This is a genomic window from Pseudomonas sp. St316 (assembly GCF_018325905.1).
GTDB lineage: Bacteria > Pseudomonadota > Gammaproteobacteria > Pseudomonadales > Pseudomonadaceae > Aquipseudomonas.
This window is the reverse complement of sequence record NZ_AP021901.1, coordinates 5,677,333-5,693,881: the sequence shown is the minus strand read 5'-3', so window position 1 is coordinate 5,693,881 and position 16,549 is coordinate 5,677,333. Positions and strand designations below refer to the sequence as shown.

Annotated in this window: 12 protein-coding genes; 2 read left to right on the top strand and 10 right to left on the bottom strand. The window is 60.3% G+C overall.

Features of this window, described 5'->3' with window-relative positions; translation table 11 throughout:
- Positions 1–88 precede the first annotated feature (88 nt).
- Positions 89–1,678, top strand: coding sequence for a peptide chain release factor 3 (locus tag KI237_RS25510; RefSeq protein ID WP_212797563.1), 1,590 nt, complete (start codon positions 89–91; stop codon positions 1,676–1,678).
- Positions 1,679–2,336: 658 nt separating this feature from the next.
- Here the strand turns inward: KI237_RS25510 and KI237_RS25505 are convergent.
- Positions 2,337–2,696 carry a DUF6124 family protein gene (locus tag KI237_RS25505; RefSeq protein ID WP_212797562.1) on the bottom strand — a complete coding sequence of 120 codons (360 nt, stop codon included), beginning with the start codon at positions 2,694–2,696 and terminating at the stop codon, positions 2,337–2,339.
- 653 nt (positions 2,697–3,349) lie between these two features.
- Here KI237_RS25505 and KI237_RS25500 point away from each other — a divergent pair.
- Complete coding sequence (locus KI237_RS25500) at positions 3,350–3,610, top strand: hypothetical protein (protein WP_212797561.1); 261 nt, start codon at positions 3,350–3,352, stop codon at positions 3,608–3,610.
- A gap of 135 nt (positions 3,611–3,745) precedes the next feature.
- On the opposite strand, the gene KI237_RS25495 is transcribed toward KI237_RS25500, so the two are convergent.
- From KI237_RS25495 to KI237_RS25455, 9 genes are all read right to left on the bottom strand, one after another.
- Positions 3,746–4,726 carry a peptide ABC transporter ATP-binding protein gene (locus KI237_RS25495; RefSeq protein WP_212800695.1) on the bottom strand — a complete coding sequence of 327 codons (981 nt, stop codon included), beginning with the start codon at positions 4,724–4,726 and terminating at the stop codon, positions 3,746–3,748.
- Positions 4,726–5,694, bottom strand: a complete 969-nt coding sequence (locus KI237_RS25490; protein WP_014336599.1) for an ABC transporter ATP-binding protein — start codon at positions 5,692–5,694, stop codon at positions 4,726–4,728. Before KI237_RS25490 ends, KI237_RS25495 begins: the two co-directional genes overlap by 1 nt.
- Positions 5,695–5,704: 10 nt before the next feature.
- Positions 5,705–6,616 carry an ABC transporter permease subunit gene (locus KI237_RS25485; protein WP_060739191.1) on the bottom strand — a complete coding sequence of 304 codons (912 nt, stop codon included), beginning with the start codon at positions 6,614–6,616 and terminating at the stop codon, positions 5,705–5,707.
- A gap of 10 nt (positions 6,617–6,626) precedes the next feature.
- Positions 6,627–7,637, bottom strand: a complete 1,011-nt coding sequence (locus KI237_RS25480) for an ABC transporter permease subunit (protein WP_030139822.1) — start codon at positions 7,635–7,637, stop codon at positions 6,627–6,629.
- 75 nt (positions 7,638–7,712) lie between these two features.
- Positions 7,713–9,308, bottom strand: coding sequence for an ABC transporter substrate-binding protein (locus KI237_RS25475; protein ID WP_212797560.1), 1,596 nt, complete (start codon positions 9,306–9,308; stop codon positions 7,713–7,715).
- Between the two features lie 75 nt (positions 9,309–9,383).
- Positions 9,384–10,805, bottom strand: a complete 1,422-nt coding sequence (locus KI237_RS25470) for an OprD family porin (RefSeq protein WP_212797559.1) — start codon at positions 10,803–10,805, stop codon at positions 9,384–9,386.
- A gap of 170 nt (positions 10,806–10,975) precedes the next feature.
- Entirely contained in the window at positions 10,976–12,577 is a 1,602-nt protein-coding gene (locus KI237_RS25465; protein WP_212797558.1) for an ABC transporter substrate-binding protein, read from the bottom strand.
- 305 nt (positions 12,578–12,882) lie between these two features.
- Positions 12,883–14,508 (bottom strand): ABC transporter substrate-binding protein, encoded by a 1,626-nt coding sequence (locus tag KI237_RS25460; RefSeq protein WP_212797557.1) that lies wholly within the window; start codon positions 14,506–14,508, stop codon positions 12,883–12,885.
- Between the two features lie 255 nt (positions 14,509–14,763).
- Entirely contained in the window at positions 14,764–16,365 is a 1,602-nt protein-coding gene (locus KI237_RS25455) for an ABC transporter substrate-binding protein (protein WP_212797556.1), read from the bottom strand.
- Between the last annotated feature and the right edge of the window lie 184 nt (positions 16,366–16,549).

The following is a 16,549-nucleotide window of genomic DNA, read 5'->3' as shown; positions in this document are numbered from 1 at the left end:
GCGCGGTTATCTCTGTTGGCCTTTGCAATCGGCCAAAGGTACTTTTTAGCTGTGTACTTATCTGCGTACACAATCGAGATTTTAAGCAATGTCCGATCGTAAAATTGTCAATGAAGTCAACAGCAGACGCACGTTTGCCATTATTTCCCACCCCGATGCCGGTAAGACCACCATCACCGAGAAGCTCTTGCTGATGGGCAAGGCGATTGCGGTCGCCGGCACGGTGAAATCTCGCAAATCCGACCGCCATGCCACCTCCGACTGGATGGAAATGGAAAAGCAACGGGGTATCTCCATTACCACGTCGGTCATGCAGTTCCCGTATCGCGATCACATGATCAACCTGCTCGACACCCCGGGCCACGAAGACTTCTCCGAAGACACCTACCGCACCCTGACCGCGGTGGACTCGGCCTTGATGGTCCTCGACGGCGGTAAAGGCGTCGAGCCACGGACCATCGCGCTGATGGACGTCTGCCGTCTGCGGGACACGCCGATCGTCAGCTTCATCAACAAACTCGACCGCGACATCCGCGACCCGATCGAACTGCTCGACGAGATCGAAGCAGTCCTGAAGATCAAGGCGGCGCCGATCACCTGGCCGATCGGCTGCTACCGCGACTTCAAGGGCGTGTACCACCTGGCCGACGACTACATCATCGTCTACACCGCCGGTCACGGGCATGAGCGCACCGAAGTCAAGATCATCGAGAAGCTCGACTCCGACGAAGCCCGCGCACACCTGGGCGACGAGTACGATCGCTTCATTGAGCAACTGGAACTGGTGCAAGGCGCCTGCCATGAGTTCAACCAACAGGAATTCCTCGACGGCCAACTGACCCCGGTGTTCTTCGGTACCGCCCTGGGCAACTTTGGCGTGGACCATGTGCTCGACGCCGTGGTCGATTGGGCCCCGCGCCCGCTGGCTCGCGTTGCCAACGAGCGCACCGTGGAACCGGTGGAAGAGAAGTTCGCAGGCTTCGTGTTCAAGATCCAGGCGAACATGGACCCCAAGCACCGCGACCGCATCGCCTTCATGCGCATCTGCTCCGGCAAATACGAAAAAGGCATGAAGATGCGCCACGTGCGCACCGGCAAGGACGTGCGCATCGGCGACGCCCTGACCTTCTTCTCCTCGGAACGCGAGCAACTGGAAGAGGCCTTCGCCGGCGACATCATCGGCCTGCACAACCACGGCACCATCCAGATCGGCGACACCTTCACCGAAGGCGAAACCCTGGGCTTCACCGGCATCCCGCACTTCGCCCCGGAACTGTTCCGCCGCGTGCGCCTGAAAGACCCGCTCAAGTCCAAGCAACTGCGCCAAGGCTTGCAGCAACTGGCCGAAGAGGGCGCCACCCAGGTGTTCTTCCCCGAGCGCAGCAACGACATCATTCTTGGCGCCGTCGGTGTGCTGCAGTTCGATGTGGTCGCCAGCCGCTTGAAAGAGGAATACAAGGTCGAGTGCTCCTACGAGCCGATCACCGTTTATTCCGCCCGCTGGATTGAGTGCAGCGATAAGAAGAAGCTCGAAGAGTTTTCCAACAAAGCCGTGGAAAACCTCGCGCTGGACGGCGGCGGTCACCTGACCTACCTGGCCCCGACCCGGGTCAACCTGGCGTTGATGGAAGAGCGCTGGCCGGACGTGAAATTCCGCGCGACGCGCGAGCATCACTAAGGGCTGCCCCCGAAACCCCGCTGCGAAAGCCGCGGGGTTTTTTGTGACCTGCCCAAATCCTGAGCATAAATAACTCACTGTGGGAGCGAGCCTGCTCGCGATAGCGGTGGGTCGGCTTGCCTGTATGTTGAATGTGCCGCCGCCATCGCGAGCAAGCTCGCTCCCACACTGGATCTTCAGCGGGCAGAAAACGGGTGCTCGGCACAGATCCCTTGTTGGAGCGAGCTTGCTCGCGATAGCGGTGGGTCAGCTTGCCAGAATGTTGGATGTGCCGGCCTCTTCGCGAGCAGGCTCGCTCCCACACTGGATCTTCAGCGGGCAGAAAACGGGTGCTCGGCACAGATCCCTTGTGGGAGCGAGCCTGCTCGCGATAGCGGTGGGTCGGCTTGCCAGAATGTTGGATGTGCCGGCCTCTTCGCGAGCAGGCTCGCTCCCACACTGGATCTTCAGCGGGCAGAAAACCTGTGTTTGGCACAGGTCCCCTGTGGGAGCGAGCTTGCTCGCGATAGCGGTGGGCCAGTTTGCCAGGATGTTGGATGTGCCGGCCTCTTCGCGAGCAGGCTCGCTCCAACACTGGATCTTCAGTGGGCAGAAAACGGGTGCTCGGCACAGATCCCTTGTGGGAGCGAGCCTGCTCGCGATGGCGGTGGGCGAGGTGCTAGCGTGGGTCGGCGATATCCAGCGCCCGATTCGCCAAGAGTTCGCTCAGCTCGATCACTTGCTGGATACCCATCGCGACATGCCGACGAGAGCCTTCCAGATCGAATGCCAGGTCGCTGATCATGGCATTGGCCGAGGCGAGGTTTTCGCTGAGGTTGGCGAGCAGGCTTTCACTATCGACTCCCTCCACGACGGTGAAGAGCTGGCCGGCTGATGGATCTTTCTTGGCTTTGGCCTGTTCCGGCTTCAAATAATAATCGAGCGCCCGCTCAGTGGCTTCGTGGAATTTTTCAGGATCGAGACTTGAGTAGGACGAGGTGGGATCTGATTCCGGTGGATTGGGTGTGGCTTTGAACATGATGACGCTCCTATGGGGGAATGGGAGCCGCCAAGATCTGTCGCTAAACAGAAGGGTGGCGACTGCACGCAGGTTAGCGAACCGGACATAGGCACCCGGTAGACCCGAAGGTCTCCTACATACAGCCGCCATAACATAAATGCGGTAAGACCCCGCAATGAAGCATGGTTGCTTATGTGCCTATGGTTCGGGTCGCTAAACCCGACCGCTGATTTTCAGCGACGAGATAACCATAAAGTCCCGCCCCAAGGCGCACAAGCCGGCGGATTCTGGCTGAGTTGTAGGCAAAGGTGCAAGGCGATGTAGCCCCGGAACTGGCGGTTCATGTCACTGGGTATTTGTCTGTAGGTTCGGTGCCTGCCGTTAAAAGGAGCCGGAGGCATGTGCCCTAACGTGTGGGAGCAAAGCTTGCTCGCGAAAGCGGAGTTTCAATCAGCGTCCATGCAGCTGCCCCACCGCCATCGCGAGCAGGCTCGCTCCCACAACAGAGCGCAGTCATAACCGTTCGAGATAGGCCTTATTCGAAACCCGTCTGTGGCGCCAAGGCATTTATGGCCCCGCTTGGGCATCATATCTGGTGAACCGGTCTGTTCAGTATTGGATTTCCCAAGTCTTCAGGCCCAAGCTTTCATCCGCAAGAGAAGGAATAGGCTATGAACAAAGTGCTACGCATGCTGTTTTTGCTGAAGGTGCTGGTGATGCTGTCCCTGGGCTCGACGTTTGCCTGGGCCGAGTGCGACCAGCATGAGCAACATGCCTGGGGTGGCCAGGTGGGGCAGGGGGAGATGACGCTAGCGGCAACCGAACAGCAGGAACCCGGCGACCAGGACGATGACGATTCAACCATCGACCACCCGGACACCGACGAGGGTGACGAAGGCGATGAAGGTGACGAGGGCGACAGCCAGACGTAGTCCTGACCCCCAGCAAAACTGTGGCGAGGGAGCTTGCTCCCGCTGGACTGCGCAGCAGGTCCAAAAAATAGGATCCGCTGCGCGGCCCAGCGGGAGCAAGCTCCCTCGCCACAAGTTTTTTTCTGCCTTTTAGCCTTACGCCGCGCCGTCGAGGAACTGCTCGGCGTAGTGACACGCCACCAGCCGATTATCGAGCGGCCGCAACGCCGGTTCCTCGGTCTGGCAACGCTCGGTAGCGTACGGGCAACGCTTGTGGAAAGCGCAGCCGGACGGCGGATTGAGCGGGTTGGGCAGTTCGCCGACGATCTTGATCTTCGGCTTGTTCGGGTCCGGGTGGATGGTCGGGGTGGCCGACAGCAGCGCCTGGGTGTATGGGTGCAGCGGGCGGCTGTAGATGTTTTCGTTGGGGCCCATTTCCACCGGGCGCCCGAGGTACATCACCATCACGTCATCGGCCACGTGCTGGACTACCGCCAGGTTGTGGGAGATGAACACGTAGGCGGTGTTGAATTCCTCCTGCAAGTCCATGAACAGGTTCAGCACCTGGGCCTGGATCGACACGTCCAGCGCCGAGGTCGGTTCGTCCGCCACCAGCACCTTGGGTTGCAGCATCATGGCGCGGGCCAGGGCGATGCGCTGGCGCTGGCCGCCGGAGAACATGTGCGGGTAGCGCTGGTAATGCTCGGGGCGCAGGCCCACCTGCTTCATCATCGCCTGGACCTTTTCCCGGCGCTCGGTGGCCGACAGGTTGGTGTTGATCAGCAGTGGCTCGGCCAGTTGATCGCCGATCTTCTGCCGCGGGTTAAGGGATGCATAGGGGCTCTGGAAGACCATCTGCACGTCTTTGCGCAGTTGCTTGCGTTCGGCCTTGTTGGCGCCGGTCACTTCCTGGCCGGCGATCTTCAGGGAACCGGAGGACGGCTCTTCGATCAGCGTCAGGGCCCGGGCGAGGGTGGATTTGCCGCAACCGGATTCGCCGACCACGGCCAGGGTCTTGCCGGCCTCCAGCTCGAACGACACACCGTTGAGGGCACGCACGGTCGCATGGCCCTTGAACATGCCACGGGACACTTCGTAATGACGGGTCAGGTCACGGGCGGTAAGTACGACGGCCATCATGCCACCTCCTGGTTAAGCGGGTAGAAGCAGCGGGCGAGGCTGTTGGATTTCGGATCGAGGGCGGGGCGTTGCTGACGGCAGTTGTCCTGCACGTACGGGCAGCGCGGCGACAGCAGGCAGCCCTGCGGGCGGTCGTAGCGACCGGGCACGATGCCGGGCAAGGTCGCCAGGCGCTCGGCACCCATGCTGTGTTCCGGAATCGCCGCCAGCAGCGCTTCGCTGTAGGGGTGGGCCGGGATGTCGAACAGCTGCGGCACCTGGCCTACTTCCACGGCCTGGCCGGCGTACATCACGCACACACGCTGGGCGGTCTCGGCGACCACGGCGAGGTCGTGGGTGATCAGTACCAGGCCCATGTCCTGCTCTTTTTGCAGGGCCAGCAGCAGGTCCATGATCTGTGCCTGGATGGTCACGTCCAGGGCGGTGGTCGGTTCGTCGGCGATCAACAGCTTCGGCTCGCCGGCAATGGCCATGGCGATTGCCACGCGCTGGCTCATACCGCCGGAGAGTTGATGCGGGTAGGCGTCCATGCGGCTGGCGGCACCCGGGATCTCGACTTTTTCCAGCAGCTCGATGGCGCGCTTGCGGGCCGCCTTGCCGGACATCTTCAGGTGCAGGCGCAGTACTTCTTCGATCTGGAAGCCCACGGTGTAGCTGGGGTTGAGCGCGGTCATCGGGTCCTGGAAGACCATCGCCAGGTCTTTGCCGACGATCTGCCGACGCTGGCGGTTGCTCAGCTTGAGCATGTTCTTGCCGTCGAAGTTCAGCGCGTCGGCGGTGACGATGCCAGGGTGCTCGATCAGGCCCATCAGCGCCATCATGGTCACGGATTTACCCGAGCCCGATTCGCCGACGATGGCCAGGACTTCGCCTTTTTCCACGCTCAGGTCCAGGCCGTCGACCACCGGCACGGCGGTGGCGTCGCCGAAGCGGACATTGAGATTCTTGATTTCTAGCAGTGACATGGGAATCTCCTCAGGCGGCATTCTTGAGTTTCGGGTCCAGCGCATCGCGCAGTCCGTCGCCCATCAGGTTGATTGCCAGCACGCTGAGCAAAATGGTCAAGCCAGGCAGGCTCACGACCCACCAGGCGCGTTCGATGTAGTCGCGGGCCGAGGCCAGCATGGTGCCCCACTCAGGCGTTGGCGGTTGTACGCCGAGGCCGAGGAAGCCCAGGGCGGCGGCGTCGAGGATCGCCGAGGAAAAGCTCAAGGTCGCCTGCACGATCAGCGGCGCCATGCAGTTGGGCAGCACGGTGATGAACATCAGGCGTGGCAGGCCGGCGCCGGCCAGGCGGGCGGCGGTCACGTAGTCGCGGTTCAGTTCGCCCATCACGGCGGCGCGGGTCAGGCGCACGTAGGACGGCAACGAGACGATGGCGATGGCGATCACGGTGTTGATCAGGCCAGGGCCGAGGATGGCAACGATCGCCACGGCCAGCAGCAGCGAGGGCAGGGCGAGCATGATGTCCATCAGGCGCATGATGGTCGGGCCGAGGATGCGCGGGAAGAACCCGGCGAACAGGCCCAGCAGGATGCCCGGGATCAGCGACATCACCACCGACGACAAGCCGATCAGCAGCGACAGGCGCGAACCCTGGATCAGGCGCGAGAGCAGGTCGCGGCCCAGTTCGTCGGTGCCCAGCAGGAACTGGATCTGTCCGCCTTCGAGCCAGGCCGGCGGCGTCAGCAGGAAGTCGCGGTACTGTTCGCTCGGGTCGTGGGGCGCGACCCACGGCGCGAAGAGCGCGCAGAACACCACCAGGATCATGAACAGCAGCCCGGCCACGGCGCCCTTGTTGCGGGAAAACGCGTGCCAGAATTCTTTGTACGGAGACGGGTACAGCAGGCTTTGATCGACTGCTACCGCGGTAGTTGGAGTACTCATGGTTTTGATCTCAGCGCTGGTGACGGATGCGTGGGTTGGCAAAGCCGTAGAGGATGTCCACGACGAAGTTGACCAGAATCACCAGGCAGGCGATTAACAGGATGCCGTTCTGCACCACGGGATAGTCCCGGGCGCCGATGGCTTCGATCAGCCACTTGCCGATGCCCGGCCAGGAGAAGATCGTTTCGGTCAGGACCGCACCGGCCAGCAGCGTGCCGACCTGCAGGCCGACCACGGTCAGCACCGGGATCAGTGCGTTGCGCAAGCCATGCACGAACACCACGCGCGACGGCGAAAGGCCCTTGGCCTTGGCGGTGCGGATGTAGTCCTCGCGCAGCACTTCGAGCATCGAGGAGCGGGTCATGCGGGCGATCACCGCCAGCGGAATGGTGCCCAGCACGATGGCCGGCAGGATCAGGTGGTGCAAGGCGTCGAGGAATGCGCCCGGCTCATCGGCGAGCAGGGTGTCGATCAGCATGAAGCCGGTTTTCGGCTCGATGTCGTAGAGCAGGTCGATCCGTCCCGATACCGGCGTCCAGCCCAGGGACACCGAGAAGAACATGATCAGGATCAGGCCCCACCAGAAGATCGGCATCGAATACCCCGCCAGGGAGATGCCCATCACCCCATGGTCGAACAGGGATCCTCGCTTGAGTGCCGCGATCACCCCGGCCAAAAGACCCAGGATACCGGCGAACAACAGGGCGGCCATGGACAGTTCCAGGGTCGCGGGAAACAGGGAGCTGAACTCGGTCCATACGCTTTCACGGGTACGCAGCGATTCGCCGAGATCGCCGTGGGCCAGTTTGCCGATGTAGTCCAGGTACTGGGCATACAGCGGTTTATTGAGGCCAAGGCGTTCCATTGCCTGTGCATGCATTTCGGGATCGACCCGACGTTCGCCCATCATCACTTCCACGGGGTCGCCGGGGATCATGCGAATCAACGCGAAGGTCAGCAAGGTGATGCCGAAGAACGTGGGGATCAGTAATCCCAGTCGGCGGGCAATAAAACTAAACATCTTCAGGTGTACCTCATCAGCCGGTTAGGCGTGCCCGGCCACTCTTGGGTCAAGAGCGGCCGGGCGTTTTCTTATCTACTTCACCTGGGTGGTGGCGAAGTTGTTGGTGGTGAGCGGGCTAATCACATAACCCTCTACGTTATTGCGCATTGCAGTAAACATGCGGGTGTGGGCCATGCTGATCCACGGTTGGTCCTGGTTGAAAATCACCTGGGCCTGTTCATAGAGCTTGATGCGCTCCTCGGGGTTCACTGTGGCGCGAGCCTGGTCGATCAGCGCCTGGAATTTCTCGTTGCACCAGCGCGCGTAGTTTTCGCCGTTCTTGGCCGCCTCGCAACTGAGCATAGGCGTCAGGAAGTTGTCCGGGTCGCCGTTGTCGCCCGCCCATCCGGCGGAGACCATGTCGTGCTCGCCGTTTTTCGCGCGCTTGAGCATTTCGCCCCATTCCATCACGCGGATGTCGACCTTGATCCCGACCTTCGCCAGGTCGGCCTGCATCATCTGCGCGCCGAGCATCGGGTTGGGGTTGGTCGGGCCGCCGCCGTTGCGGGTGAACAGGGTGAACACGGTGCCTTCCGGAACGCCGGCTTCCTTGAGCAACTGACGGGCCTTGTCCAAGTCATGAGGCGGGTTCTTCAGGTCGTGGTTGAAGCCCAGCAGTGTCGGTGGGTAGGGGTTGACCGCCACGGTGGCGTTGCCCTTGCCGAACAGCGCGTTGACGTAGGCTGCCTTGTCGAAGGCCAGGTCGATGGCTTTGCGCACCCGCACGTCGCTCATGTATTTGTGGCTGGTGTTCAGGGCGGTGTAGGAGACAGTCATCGCGTCCAGCTCGGCGACCTTCAGGTTCGGGTCTTTCTTGATGCTGGGGATGTCATCGGGTTTGGGGTACAGCGCGATCTGGCACTCATTGGTCTTGAGCTTCTGCATGCGCACGTTGTTGTCGGTGGCGATGGCCAATACCAGCGCATCGGCTGGCGGCTTGCCACGGAAGTAGTCCGGGTTGGCCTTGAAGCGCACCTGGGCGTCCTTGTTGTAGCGCTGGAAGACGAACGGCCCGGTGCCGACCGGTTTGCTGTTGAGGTCGCCGGCCTTGCCTGCCTTGAGCAATTGGTCGGCGTATTCGGCCGGGTAGATCGAGGAGAAGGCCATGGCGATGTCGGCCAGGAACGGCGCTTCGCGGCGGGTCAGGCTGAACTTGACCGTGTGCTCGTCGACTTTCTCGACGCTTTTGAGCAGTTCCTTGAAGCCCATGCTTTCAAAGTAGGGGAAGCCCACGCTCGACAGCTTGTGCCACGGGTGGTTCGGGTCCAGCTGGCGCTGGAAGCTCCAGACCACGTCGTCGGCGTTCATGTCGCGGGTCGGCTTGAAGTATTCGGTGGTGTGGAACTTGACGCCCTTGCGCAGGTGGAAGGTGTACGTCAGGCCATCCTCACTGATGTCCCAGGATTCGGCCAGGGCCGGAATCACTTCGGTGGTGCCGGGCTTGAAATCGGCCAGGCGATTGAAAATGGTTTCCGCCACGGCGTCGGCGGTGACTGCAGTCGTGTACTGGACCATGTCGAAGCCTTCCGGGCTGGCTTCCGTGCAAACCACCAGGGGCTTGGCCGTGGCGCCAACGGCGACACTCAGCAACGCGGCGGCGATGGCGGCGCGTAGGGGAATCATGTTCATCGTCAATCCTCTGCAATCGGGTCAATGGCAAAAGACCGGGCGGGCGACCTTGTGAGTCGACCGCCCGGTGGCAGTTTAGAGAATGTTGAACGGGATGGTGGTGACCAGGCGGAACTCGTTGATGTTGCCATCCGCCTGGTGTTCGCTGGCGCGGTGAGTGGTGTAGGTCGCACGAATGGCGGTGGCCTTTAGCGGGCCGCTTTGCACTGCGTAAGAGGCACCGATGCCATATTCGTAGTGGCTTTCACCGTCCATCAGGCTCAAGTCGCCACGCTTGGCACCTGGATCGGTGTAAGCCGTACCGCGGTAGTGAGTACCGTCAATGCCCCAACCGCGCGCTTGATAGATGTTGAACTTAAGGCCAGGCACGCCGTATTCGGCCATGTTGAGGCCGTAGGCAATCTGAAAGGATTTCTCGTTCGGGCTGTTGAAGTCCGACAGCAGGGAGTTGGCCAGGTAGATGCCGTTGGTTTCATGCAGGTAGTCGAAGTACTCGTCGCCGTTCACTTCCTGGTAGGAGAAGGTCAGGCTGTGAGCCTGGTGAGCAAGGCCGAGGGACAGGGAGTAGGTATCGTTGTCGATATTCCCCATCAGCTTTTTGCCTTCATCGACGGTTTTGTAATAGTTCAGGCCGGTGGTCAGGCTCAGCACCTGACTGTCCCCGAGCTCGTGGGTAGCACCGAAGTAGTATTGGTTCCAGAAGTCTTCGACTTTGGCGCCATACAGGCTGGTTTTCAGGCTTTTGAACGGTTGGTAGTTCAGGCCGGCGGTGTAGACCTTGTCGGTTTCCACGCCGGTAGCGGAATATTCACTGCGGAATTTCGACAGGCTCTGCTCGGTCCGTGGCGAAACGCGATCGAAACCGGCCAGGTCGAACGACAGGTTGTTGAATTCTTCACTGTGCAGGCTGATACCTTCAAAGCTAGAAGGCAGTGCACGGTTACCGATGACATCAACGATTGGCGTACTGAAGTTCTGGCGACCTGCGGTCAGCGTCGTGTTCGATGCACGGAACTTGACGTTGGCCAGGCCCAGCTTGCTCCACTGGTCCACGGCATCACCGTTGTTGTCCGCCAGGGTGCGGTTGGAACCACCGGCGATGTGCTTGCGATCCTGGTCCAGAACGACAGCGTTGTAGGCGGCTACTTCAGTGCTGACGCCGATGGTGCCTTGGGTAAAGCCGGACGTGTAGTTGACGATAGTGCCCTGAACCCAGTTGATGCGACGAGCAATGGGAGTAGCCGGTACGGACGGGTCATTTTTTACACTGTTTGGTTTGTAGCTGAATCGGTCATCACGACGTTTCAACTCGTTGGCGTACCAGTTACGAGTCGTGCCCCCCAGGCTTTGCCCATCGATGAAACCTTTTGCTTCGCTCTGGGCGCTGCTGTCGGCCAGCGCGGTAGGGACGAATTCCTGACTGACAGATTCAGCATACGCCGTCGCGGTGATGCTGCTGATGGCCAGGGCCAGTATCGCGGTGCTGCTCAGTTTCATCGGTAACGCTCCTTTGCTTTTTTAATGCCGGTCTTTTTTGGTGATACGGCTATCGGGTTTTACAACTCATTTACAGATCGCAAACGTTTGCATGGCACCTGATCGGCGAATTCAGGCAAGACGTCTGCGTGAGGGCTTCCAAAGGAAACCCTCGCTGCGTGGCTATACGGTTATGGGTTCAGGCTGACGCCCGAGAACACGTTACGACCGAAGGGGCTGACCTTGAACCCTTCGACTTTGGCACTCAGCGGCTGGTTGACCGTCGAGTGGGCAACAGGGGTGATCGGCACTTGCTGCTTGAGCAACTGCTGGGCCTGTTTGTAGAGCACGGTGCGCTGGTCGCGGTCGGTGACGACCTTGGCCTGCTTGATCAGCTTGTCGTAATCCTGGTCACACCACATGGAGTAGTTGTTGCCGCCAATGGCGTCGCAGCTGTACAGCGTGCCCAGCCAGTTGTCCGGGTCGCCGTTGTCGCCGGTCCAGCCGATCAGGCTGATGTCGTGCTCGCCGTTCTTGGTGCGCTTGATGTACTCGCCCCATTCGTAGCTGACGATCTTCACCTTCAGGCCGATCTTCGCCCAGTCGGCCTGGAGCATCTCGGCCATCAGCTTGGCGTTGGGGTTGTACGGACGCTGTACGGGCATGGCCCAGAGGGTGATTTCGGTGCCTTCCTTGACCCCGGCGGCCTTGAGCAGCTCTTTGGCCTTTTCCGGGTTGTAGGCGGTGTCCTTGATCGTGTCGTCATAGGACCACTGGGTCGGCGGCATGGCGTTGACCGCCAGTTGTCCCGCGCCCTGGTACACGGCATTGAGGATGCTTTGCTTGTTCACCGCCATGTCCAGCGCCTGGCGCACTTCGACCTGGTCGAATGGCTTGTGGCGGGTGTTATAGGCGATGTAGCCCAGATTGAAACCGGGCTTCTCGATCAACTGCAGCTTGGGGTCGTTCTTCAAGGCCGGTACGTCCGCCGGACGCGGATGCAGGGTGACCTGGCATTCGTTGGCCTTGAGCTTCTGCACCCGCACCGACGCATCGGTGTTGATGGAGAAAATCAGGTTATCCAGCTTGACCCGCTCCGGCGCCCAGTACTGCTTATTGGCGACGTAGCGGATGTTGGAGTCTTTCTGGTAGCTCTTGAACTCGAACGGCCCGGTGCCGATCGGCTTCTGGTTGATGTCGCTCGGCTTGCCGCTCTTGAGCAGCTGGTCGGCGTATTCGGCCGACAGGATGGCGGCGAAACTCATGGCGATGTTCTGGATGAACGCGGCGTCCACGCTGTTGAGGGTCATGACCACGGTCAACGGCCCGGTCGCTTCCACCTTGGCGATGTTCTTGTTCAGGCTCATGCCGTTGAAGTACGGGAACTCGGTAGGGTAGGCCTTGCGGAACGGGTGCTGCGGATCGAGCATGCGGTTGAAGGTGAACAGCACGTCGTCGGCGTTGAAATCCCGGGTCGGTGTGAAGTAGTCGGTGGTATGAAACTTCACGCCTTCGCGCAGGTGAAACGTGTACTTCAGGCCGTCTTCGGAAATGTCCCAACGGGTCGCCAGGCCTGGGACGACATTGGTCGCGCCTTTTTCAAACTCGGCCAGGCGGTTGTACAGCGGCTCGGCGGCATCGTTGTCGGTGGCCGTGGTGTATTGCGCGGTGTCGAAACCGGCAGGGCTGCCTTCGGAACAAAATACCAGGCTGCCGGCGGCGGCCTCGGCCACAGACGTCGCGGCCAACAGGCCGGTGCCCAGCAATGCGGAAAAAACCAAGGTATGGCGCATGACGCTCCCTCTCTCGTTCGGGGTGTTTTAACAGTGAACCGGTGTCCTCCCGTGGACAGGTCCGGAGCACTGAGCTCATTCCATTGCGTAGCGATGCCGCAGGGCTGGCAAGCCGTCCAGGCCCGACGGTATGAGTCGTGGACCAGGCGGTAAATGCGTAATGCCTGAAAGACTTGTGGGAAAAGGCGATACGTCCTAAACCAACTGCTGTGGTACGCAGTGTTTTTGGAGGTAGGCGATTTCCTGAGTCTTGGTCTCGGCAGATACAGCAACGGCGACGTTGAACACGCCGCCGTTGCCTATCTTTATTTGCTGACGCTGACGCCGTAGAAGGAGTTCAAGCCAAAGGGGCTGATCTTGAAATCCTGCACGTTGGCGCGCATGGGTTGATACACCGTCGAGTGAGCGATAGGTGTCATTGGCACGGCATCCTTGAGGACGTGTTGTGCCTGTTTGTACAGTTCGGTGCGCTTGGACTGGTCGGTGGTGCGCTTGGCTTCCTTGACCAGGCCGTCGAACTTCTTGTCGCACCATTTGGAGAAGTTGTTGCCGGCCAGCGAGTCGCAGCCGAACAGCACGTTGAGCCAGTTGTCCGGGTCACCGTTGTCACCGCTCCAGCCGATGATCATCGCCTGGTTCTCGCCGCCTTTGGAACGCTTGATGTACTCGCCCCATTCGTAGCTGACGATGTTGACGTTCAGGCCGATCTTCTTCCAGTCGGACTGCAGCATCTCGGCCATCAGCTTGGCGTTCGGGTTGTACGGACGCTGGACCGGCATCGCCCACAGGGTGATGTTGGTGCCTTCCTTGACGCCGGCTTCCTTGAGCAGCTCCTTGGCTTTCTCAGGATCGTACTTGGCGTCCTTGATGGTGGTGTCGTAGGACCACTGGGTCGGCGGCATGGCGTTGACGGCCAGCTGGCCGGCGCCCTGGTAGACCGAATCGATGATCTGCGGCTTGTTGACCGCCATGTCCAGCGCCTGGCGGACTTTCAGGTTGGCCAGCACGTTAGGCTCGTTGCTGCCCTTGATCTTGTCCATCACGTTGTAGGCGATGTAGCCCAGGTTGAAACCCGCCTGGTCAGGCATCTTCAGCGCTTTGTCTTCCTTCAGGGCCTTGAGGTCGGCCGGGCGTGGGAAGAGGGTGATCTGGCATTCGTTTTTCTTGAGTTTCTGCATGCGCACCGACGGGTCGGTGGTGATGGCGAAGATCAGGTTGTCGATCTTCACGTCGTCAGGCTTCCAGTAGTCCTTGTTGCCGGTGTAGCGGATGTTGGAGTCTTTCTGGTAGCTCTTGAACACGAACGGGCCGGTGCCGACTGGCTTCTGGTTGATGTCGGGGGCCTTGCCTTCCTTGAGCAACTGGGCGGCGTATTCGGCGGACTGGATCGAGGCGAAGCTCATGGCCATGTTCTGGATGAACGCGGCGTCGACGTCCTTGAGGGTGAACTTGACGGTGTGGTCGTCGACTTTATCGATCTTGGTGATGTTGGTGTCCATCCCCATGTCGGTGAAGTACGGGAATTCGGTCGGGTAGGCCTTACGGAACGGGTCGTCCTTGTTGATCATCCGGTTGAAGGTGAACAGCACGTCGTCGGCGTTGAATTCGCGGGTCGGCTTGAAGTACGGGGTGGTATGGAACTTGACGCCTTCACGCAGATGGAAGGTGTAGGTCAGGCCGTCTTCGGAAATATCCCACTTGGTCGCCAGGCCAGGAATCACGGCGGTGCCGCCACGTTCGAACTGGGTCAGGCGGTTGAACATGGTCTCTGCAGAGGCGTCGAAGTCGGTTCCGGTGGTGTACTGACCAGGGTCAAAACCGGCCGGGCTCCCTTCGGAGCAGAACACCAGGTTAGTCGCGGCTTGGGCGAAAGGTGCGCTGGCTAATAAGCTTGCGCCGACTAAAAACGGAATGACCGCTTGTTTAAGCATGTTGGCCTCATGATTTGTTGTCATTTTTGGATTTGAGGGCGACCTCGTGAGTCGTCCTGCGGATACTTATGCAGGCCCCATACCCAATGCAAGATCCAGAGCGGTCACAAGTCCGAAACAGTGGCACGAACGTACCTTAATGTCGCATCTGTGTAACTTCTGGCGCATTTGATCGTTTGCGCGTGTTTTTTCGGGGCAAATAGCGCCCTTTCCCGGTGCGCTGCGCGACCGCAATGCACCGGAAATGGGCGGGTGCTACTTCTTCAAACCCACGCCGTAGAAGGGTGTGAGGCCGAATGGGCTGAGTTTGAAGTCCACCACTTGCTTGTTTATCGGCTGGAATACCGTGGAGTTGGCGATCGGCGTGATCGGCACTTGTTGCTTGAGGATTTTCTGCGCTTGTTGGTACAAATCGATCCGTTTCTGGCGGTCTGTCGAGACTTTGGCCTGCTGAATCAAGCGGTCATACGCCGGGTCGCACCACTTGGCGTAGTTGCTGCCCTTGACCGCCGCGCAGCTGTACAGCACACCCAGCCAGTTGTCGGGGTCGCCGTTGTCGCCGGTCCAGCCGTAAATCATTGCATCATGTTCGCCATTTTTTGCACGCTTGATGTACTCGCCCCATTCATAGCTGACGATGTTGGCCTTGATCCCGATCTTGGCCCAATCCTGCTGGATCATCTGTGCAGACATTCGCGCATTGGGGTTGGAGGCGCGCTGCACTGTCATCGCCCATAAATTGATGGTTGTACCGGGCGCAACTCCGGCCTCCTTCAGTAGCGCCTTGGCTTTGGTCACGTCGTGGGGCGCGTCCTGGATGGTCGGGTCGAACGACCACTGGGCCGGCGGCAAGGCGTTCTGTGCCAGTTGTCCGGCGCTCTGGTACACGGCCTTGATGATCGCAGGCTTGTCGATGGCCATGTCCAGCGCCTGGCGGACCTTGAGCTGATCCAAGGGCGGGTGCGTGACGTTGTAGGCCAAGAAGCCCAGGTTGAAACCGGGCTGCTTGAGCACTTGCAGGTTGGGGTCTTGCTCGATCACCTCGATGTCGGCCGGGCGTGGGTAGCCACTGACCTGGCATTCGCCACGCTTGAGCTTTTGCAGGCGCACGGCGGCGTCCGGGGTGATCGAGAAGATCAGGTTATCGAGCTTCACGTCCTCGGGTTTCCAGTACGCGGTGTTGGCGGCGTAGCGGATCTGCGAGTCCTTCTGGTAGCGCTTGAACACGAACGGCCCGGTGCCGACGGGTTTCTGGTTGAGGTCGCCGGCCTTGCCTTCCTTGAGCAACTGCGCCGCGTATTCGGCGGACTGTACGGAGGCAAAGCTCATCGCCAGGTTCTGCACGAAAGCCGCGTCGACGTTGTTCAGGTTGAAGCGCACGGTGTGTTCGTCGACTTTCTCGACGTTTTTGATCGTGGTGTTCAGGCCCATGTCGGTGAAGTAGGGCGACTCGGTGGGGTAGGCCTGGCGGAACGGGTGTTGCGGGTCGAGCAGGCGTTGGAAGGTGAACAGTACGTCGTCGGCGTTGAACTCGCGGGTGGGGGTGAAATAGTCGGTGGTGTGGAATTTCACGCCGTCGCGCAGGTGAAAGGTGTAGGCCAGGCCGTCGGTGGACACATCCCAGCTCGTCGCCAGCCCCGGCTCGACTTCGGTGCCGCCGCGCTTGAATTGGGTGAGGCGGTTGAAGACGGTTTCGGCCGAGGCGTCGAAGTCGGTGCCGCTGGTGTATTGGCTGGGGTCGAACCCGGCGGGGCTGGCTTCGGAGCAGTAGACCAGGGTGGTGGCGGCCTGAGCCATTGGTGCGCTGCTGATCAGGGCGAGGGTGAGTAGCAGAGGTTTGAAGGTGGTTCTGTCCATGAAATCCCTTGGGGGTGGTGACGGTTTTTCAGGAGAGTAGCGTTGTGGGTGGGGGTGTTGGAAATATCGAAAAGTGAGGAGGACTGTCGGGTTTGGGTATACCTCTTTGGACGAGGCGGCCTTATAGTCGGCCTGTCTCTCCCTGCCGTACATCTGTCAGGTCTGTGGGAGCAAAGCTTGCTCG

What these genes read in the sequence shown, in the direction of transcription:
- KI237_RS25510 (WP_212797563.1), top strand. Translation starts at nt 89, where the DNA reads ATGTCCGATCGTAAAATTGTCAATGAAGTCAACAGCAGACGCACGTTT.
- KI237_RS25505 (WP_212797562.1), bottom strand. Translation starts at nt 2,696, where the DNA reads ATGTTCAAAGCCACACCCAATCCACCGGAATCAGATCCCACCTCGTCC.
- KI237_RS25500 (WP_212797561.1), top strand. Translation starts at nt 3,350, where the DNA reads ATGAACAAAGTGCTACGCATGCTGTTTTTGCTGAAGGTGCTGGTGATG.
- KI237_RS25495 (WP_212800695.1), bottom strand. Translation starts at nt 4,726, where the DNA reads ATGGCCGTCGTACTTACCGCCCGTGACCTGACCCGTCATTACGAAGTG.
- KI237_RS25490 (WP_014336599.1), bottom strand. Translation starts at nt 5,694, where the DNA reads ATGTCACTGCTAGAAATCAAGAATCTCAATGTCCGCTTCGGCGACGCC.
- KI237_RS25485 (WP_060739191.1), bottom strand. Translation starts at nt 6,616, where the DNA reads ATGAGTACTCCAACTACCGCGGTAGCAGTCGATCAAAGCCTGCTGTAC.
- KI237_RS25480 (WP_030139822.1), bottom strand. Translation starts at nt 7,637, where the DNA reads ATGTTTAGTTTTATTGCCCGCCGACTGGGATTACTGATCCCCACGTTC.
- KI237_RS25475 (WP_212797560.1), bottom strand. Translation starts at nt 9,308, where the DNA reads ATGAACATGATTCCCCTACGCGCCGCCATCGCCGCCGCGTTGCTGAGT.
- KI237_RS25470 (WP_212797559.1), bottom strand. Translation starts at nt 10,805, where the DNA reads ATGAAACTGAGCAGCACCGCGATACTGGCCCTGGCCATCAGCAGCATC.
- KI237_RS25465 (WP_212797558.1), bottom strand. Translation starts at nt 12,577, where the DNA reads ATGCGCCATACCTTGGTTTTTTCCGCATTGCTGGGCACCGGCCTGTTG.
- KI237_RS25460 (WP_212797557.1), bottom strand. Translation starts at nt 14,508, where the DNA reads ATGCTTAAACAAGCGGTCATTCCGTTTTTAGTCGGCGCAAGCTTATTA.
- KI237_RS25455 (WP_212797556.1), bottom strand. Translation starts at nt 16,365, where the DNA reads ATGGACAGAACCACCTTCAAACCTCTGCTACTCACCCTCGCCCTGATC.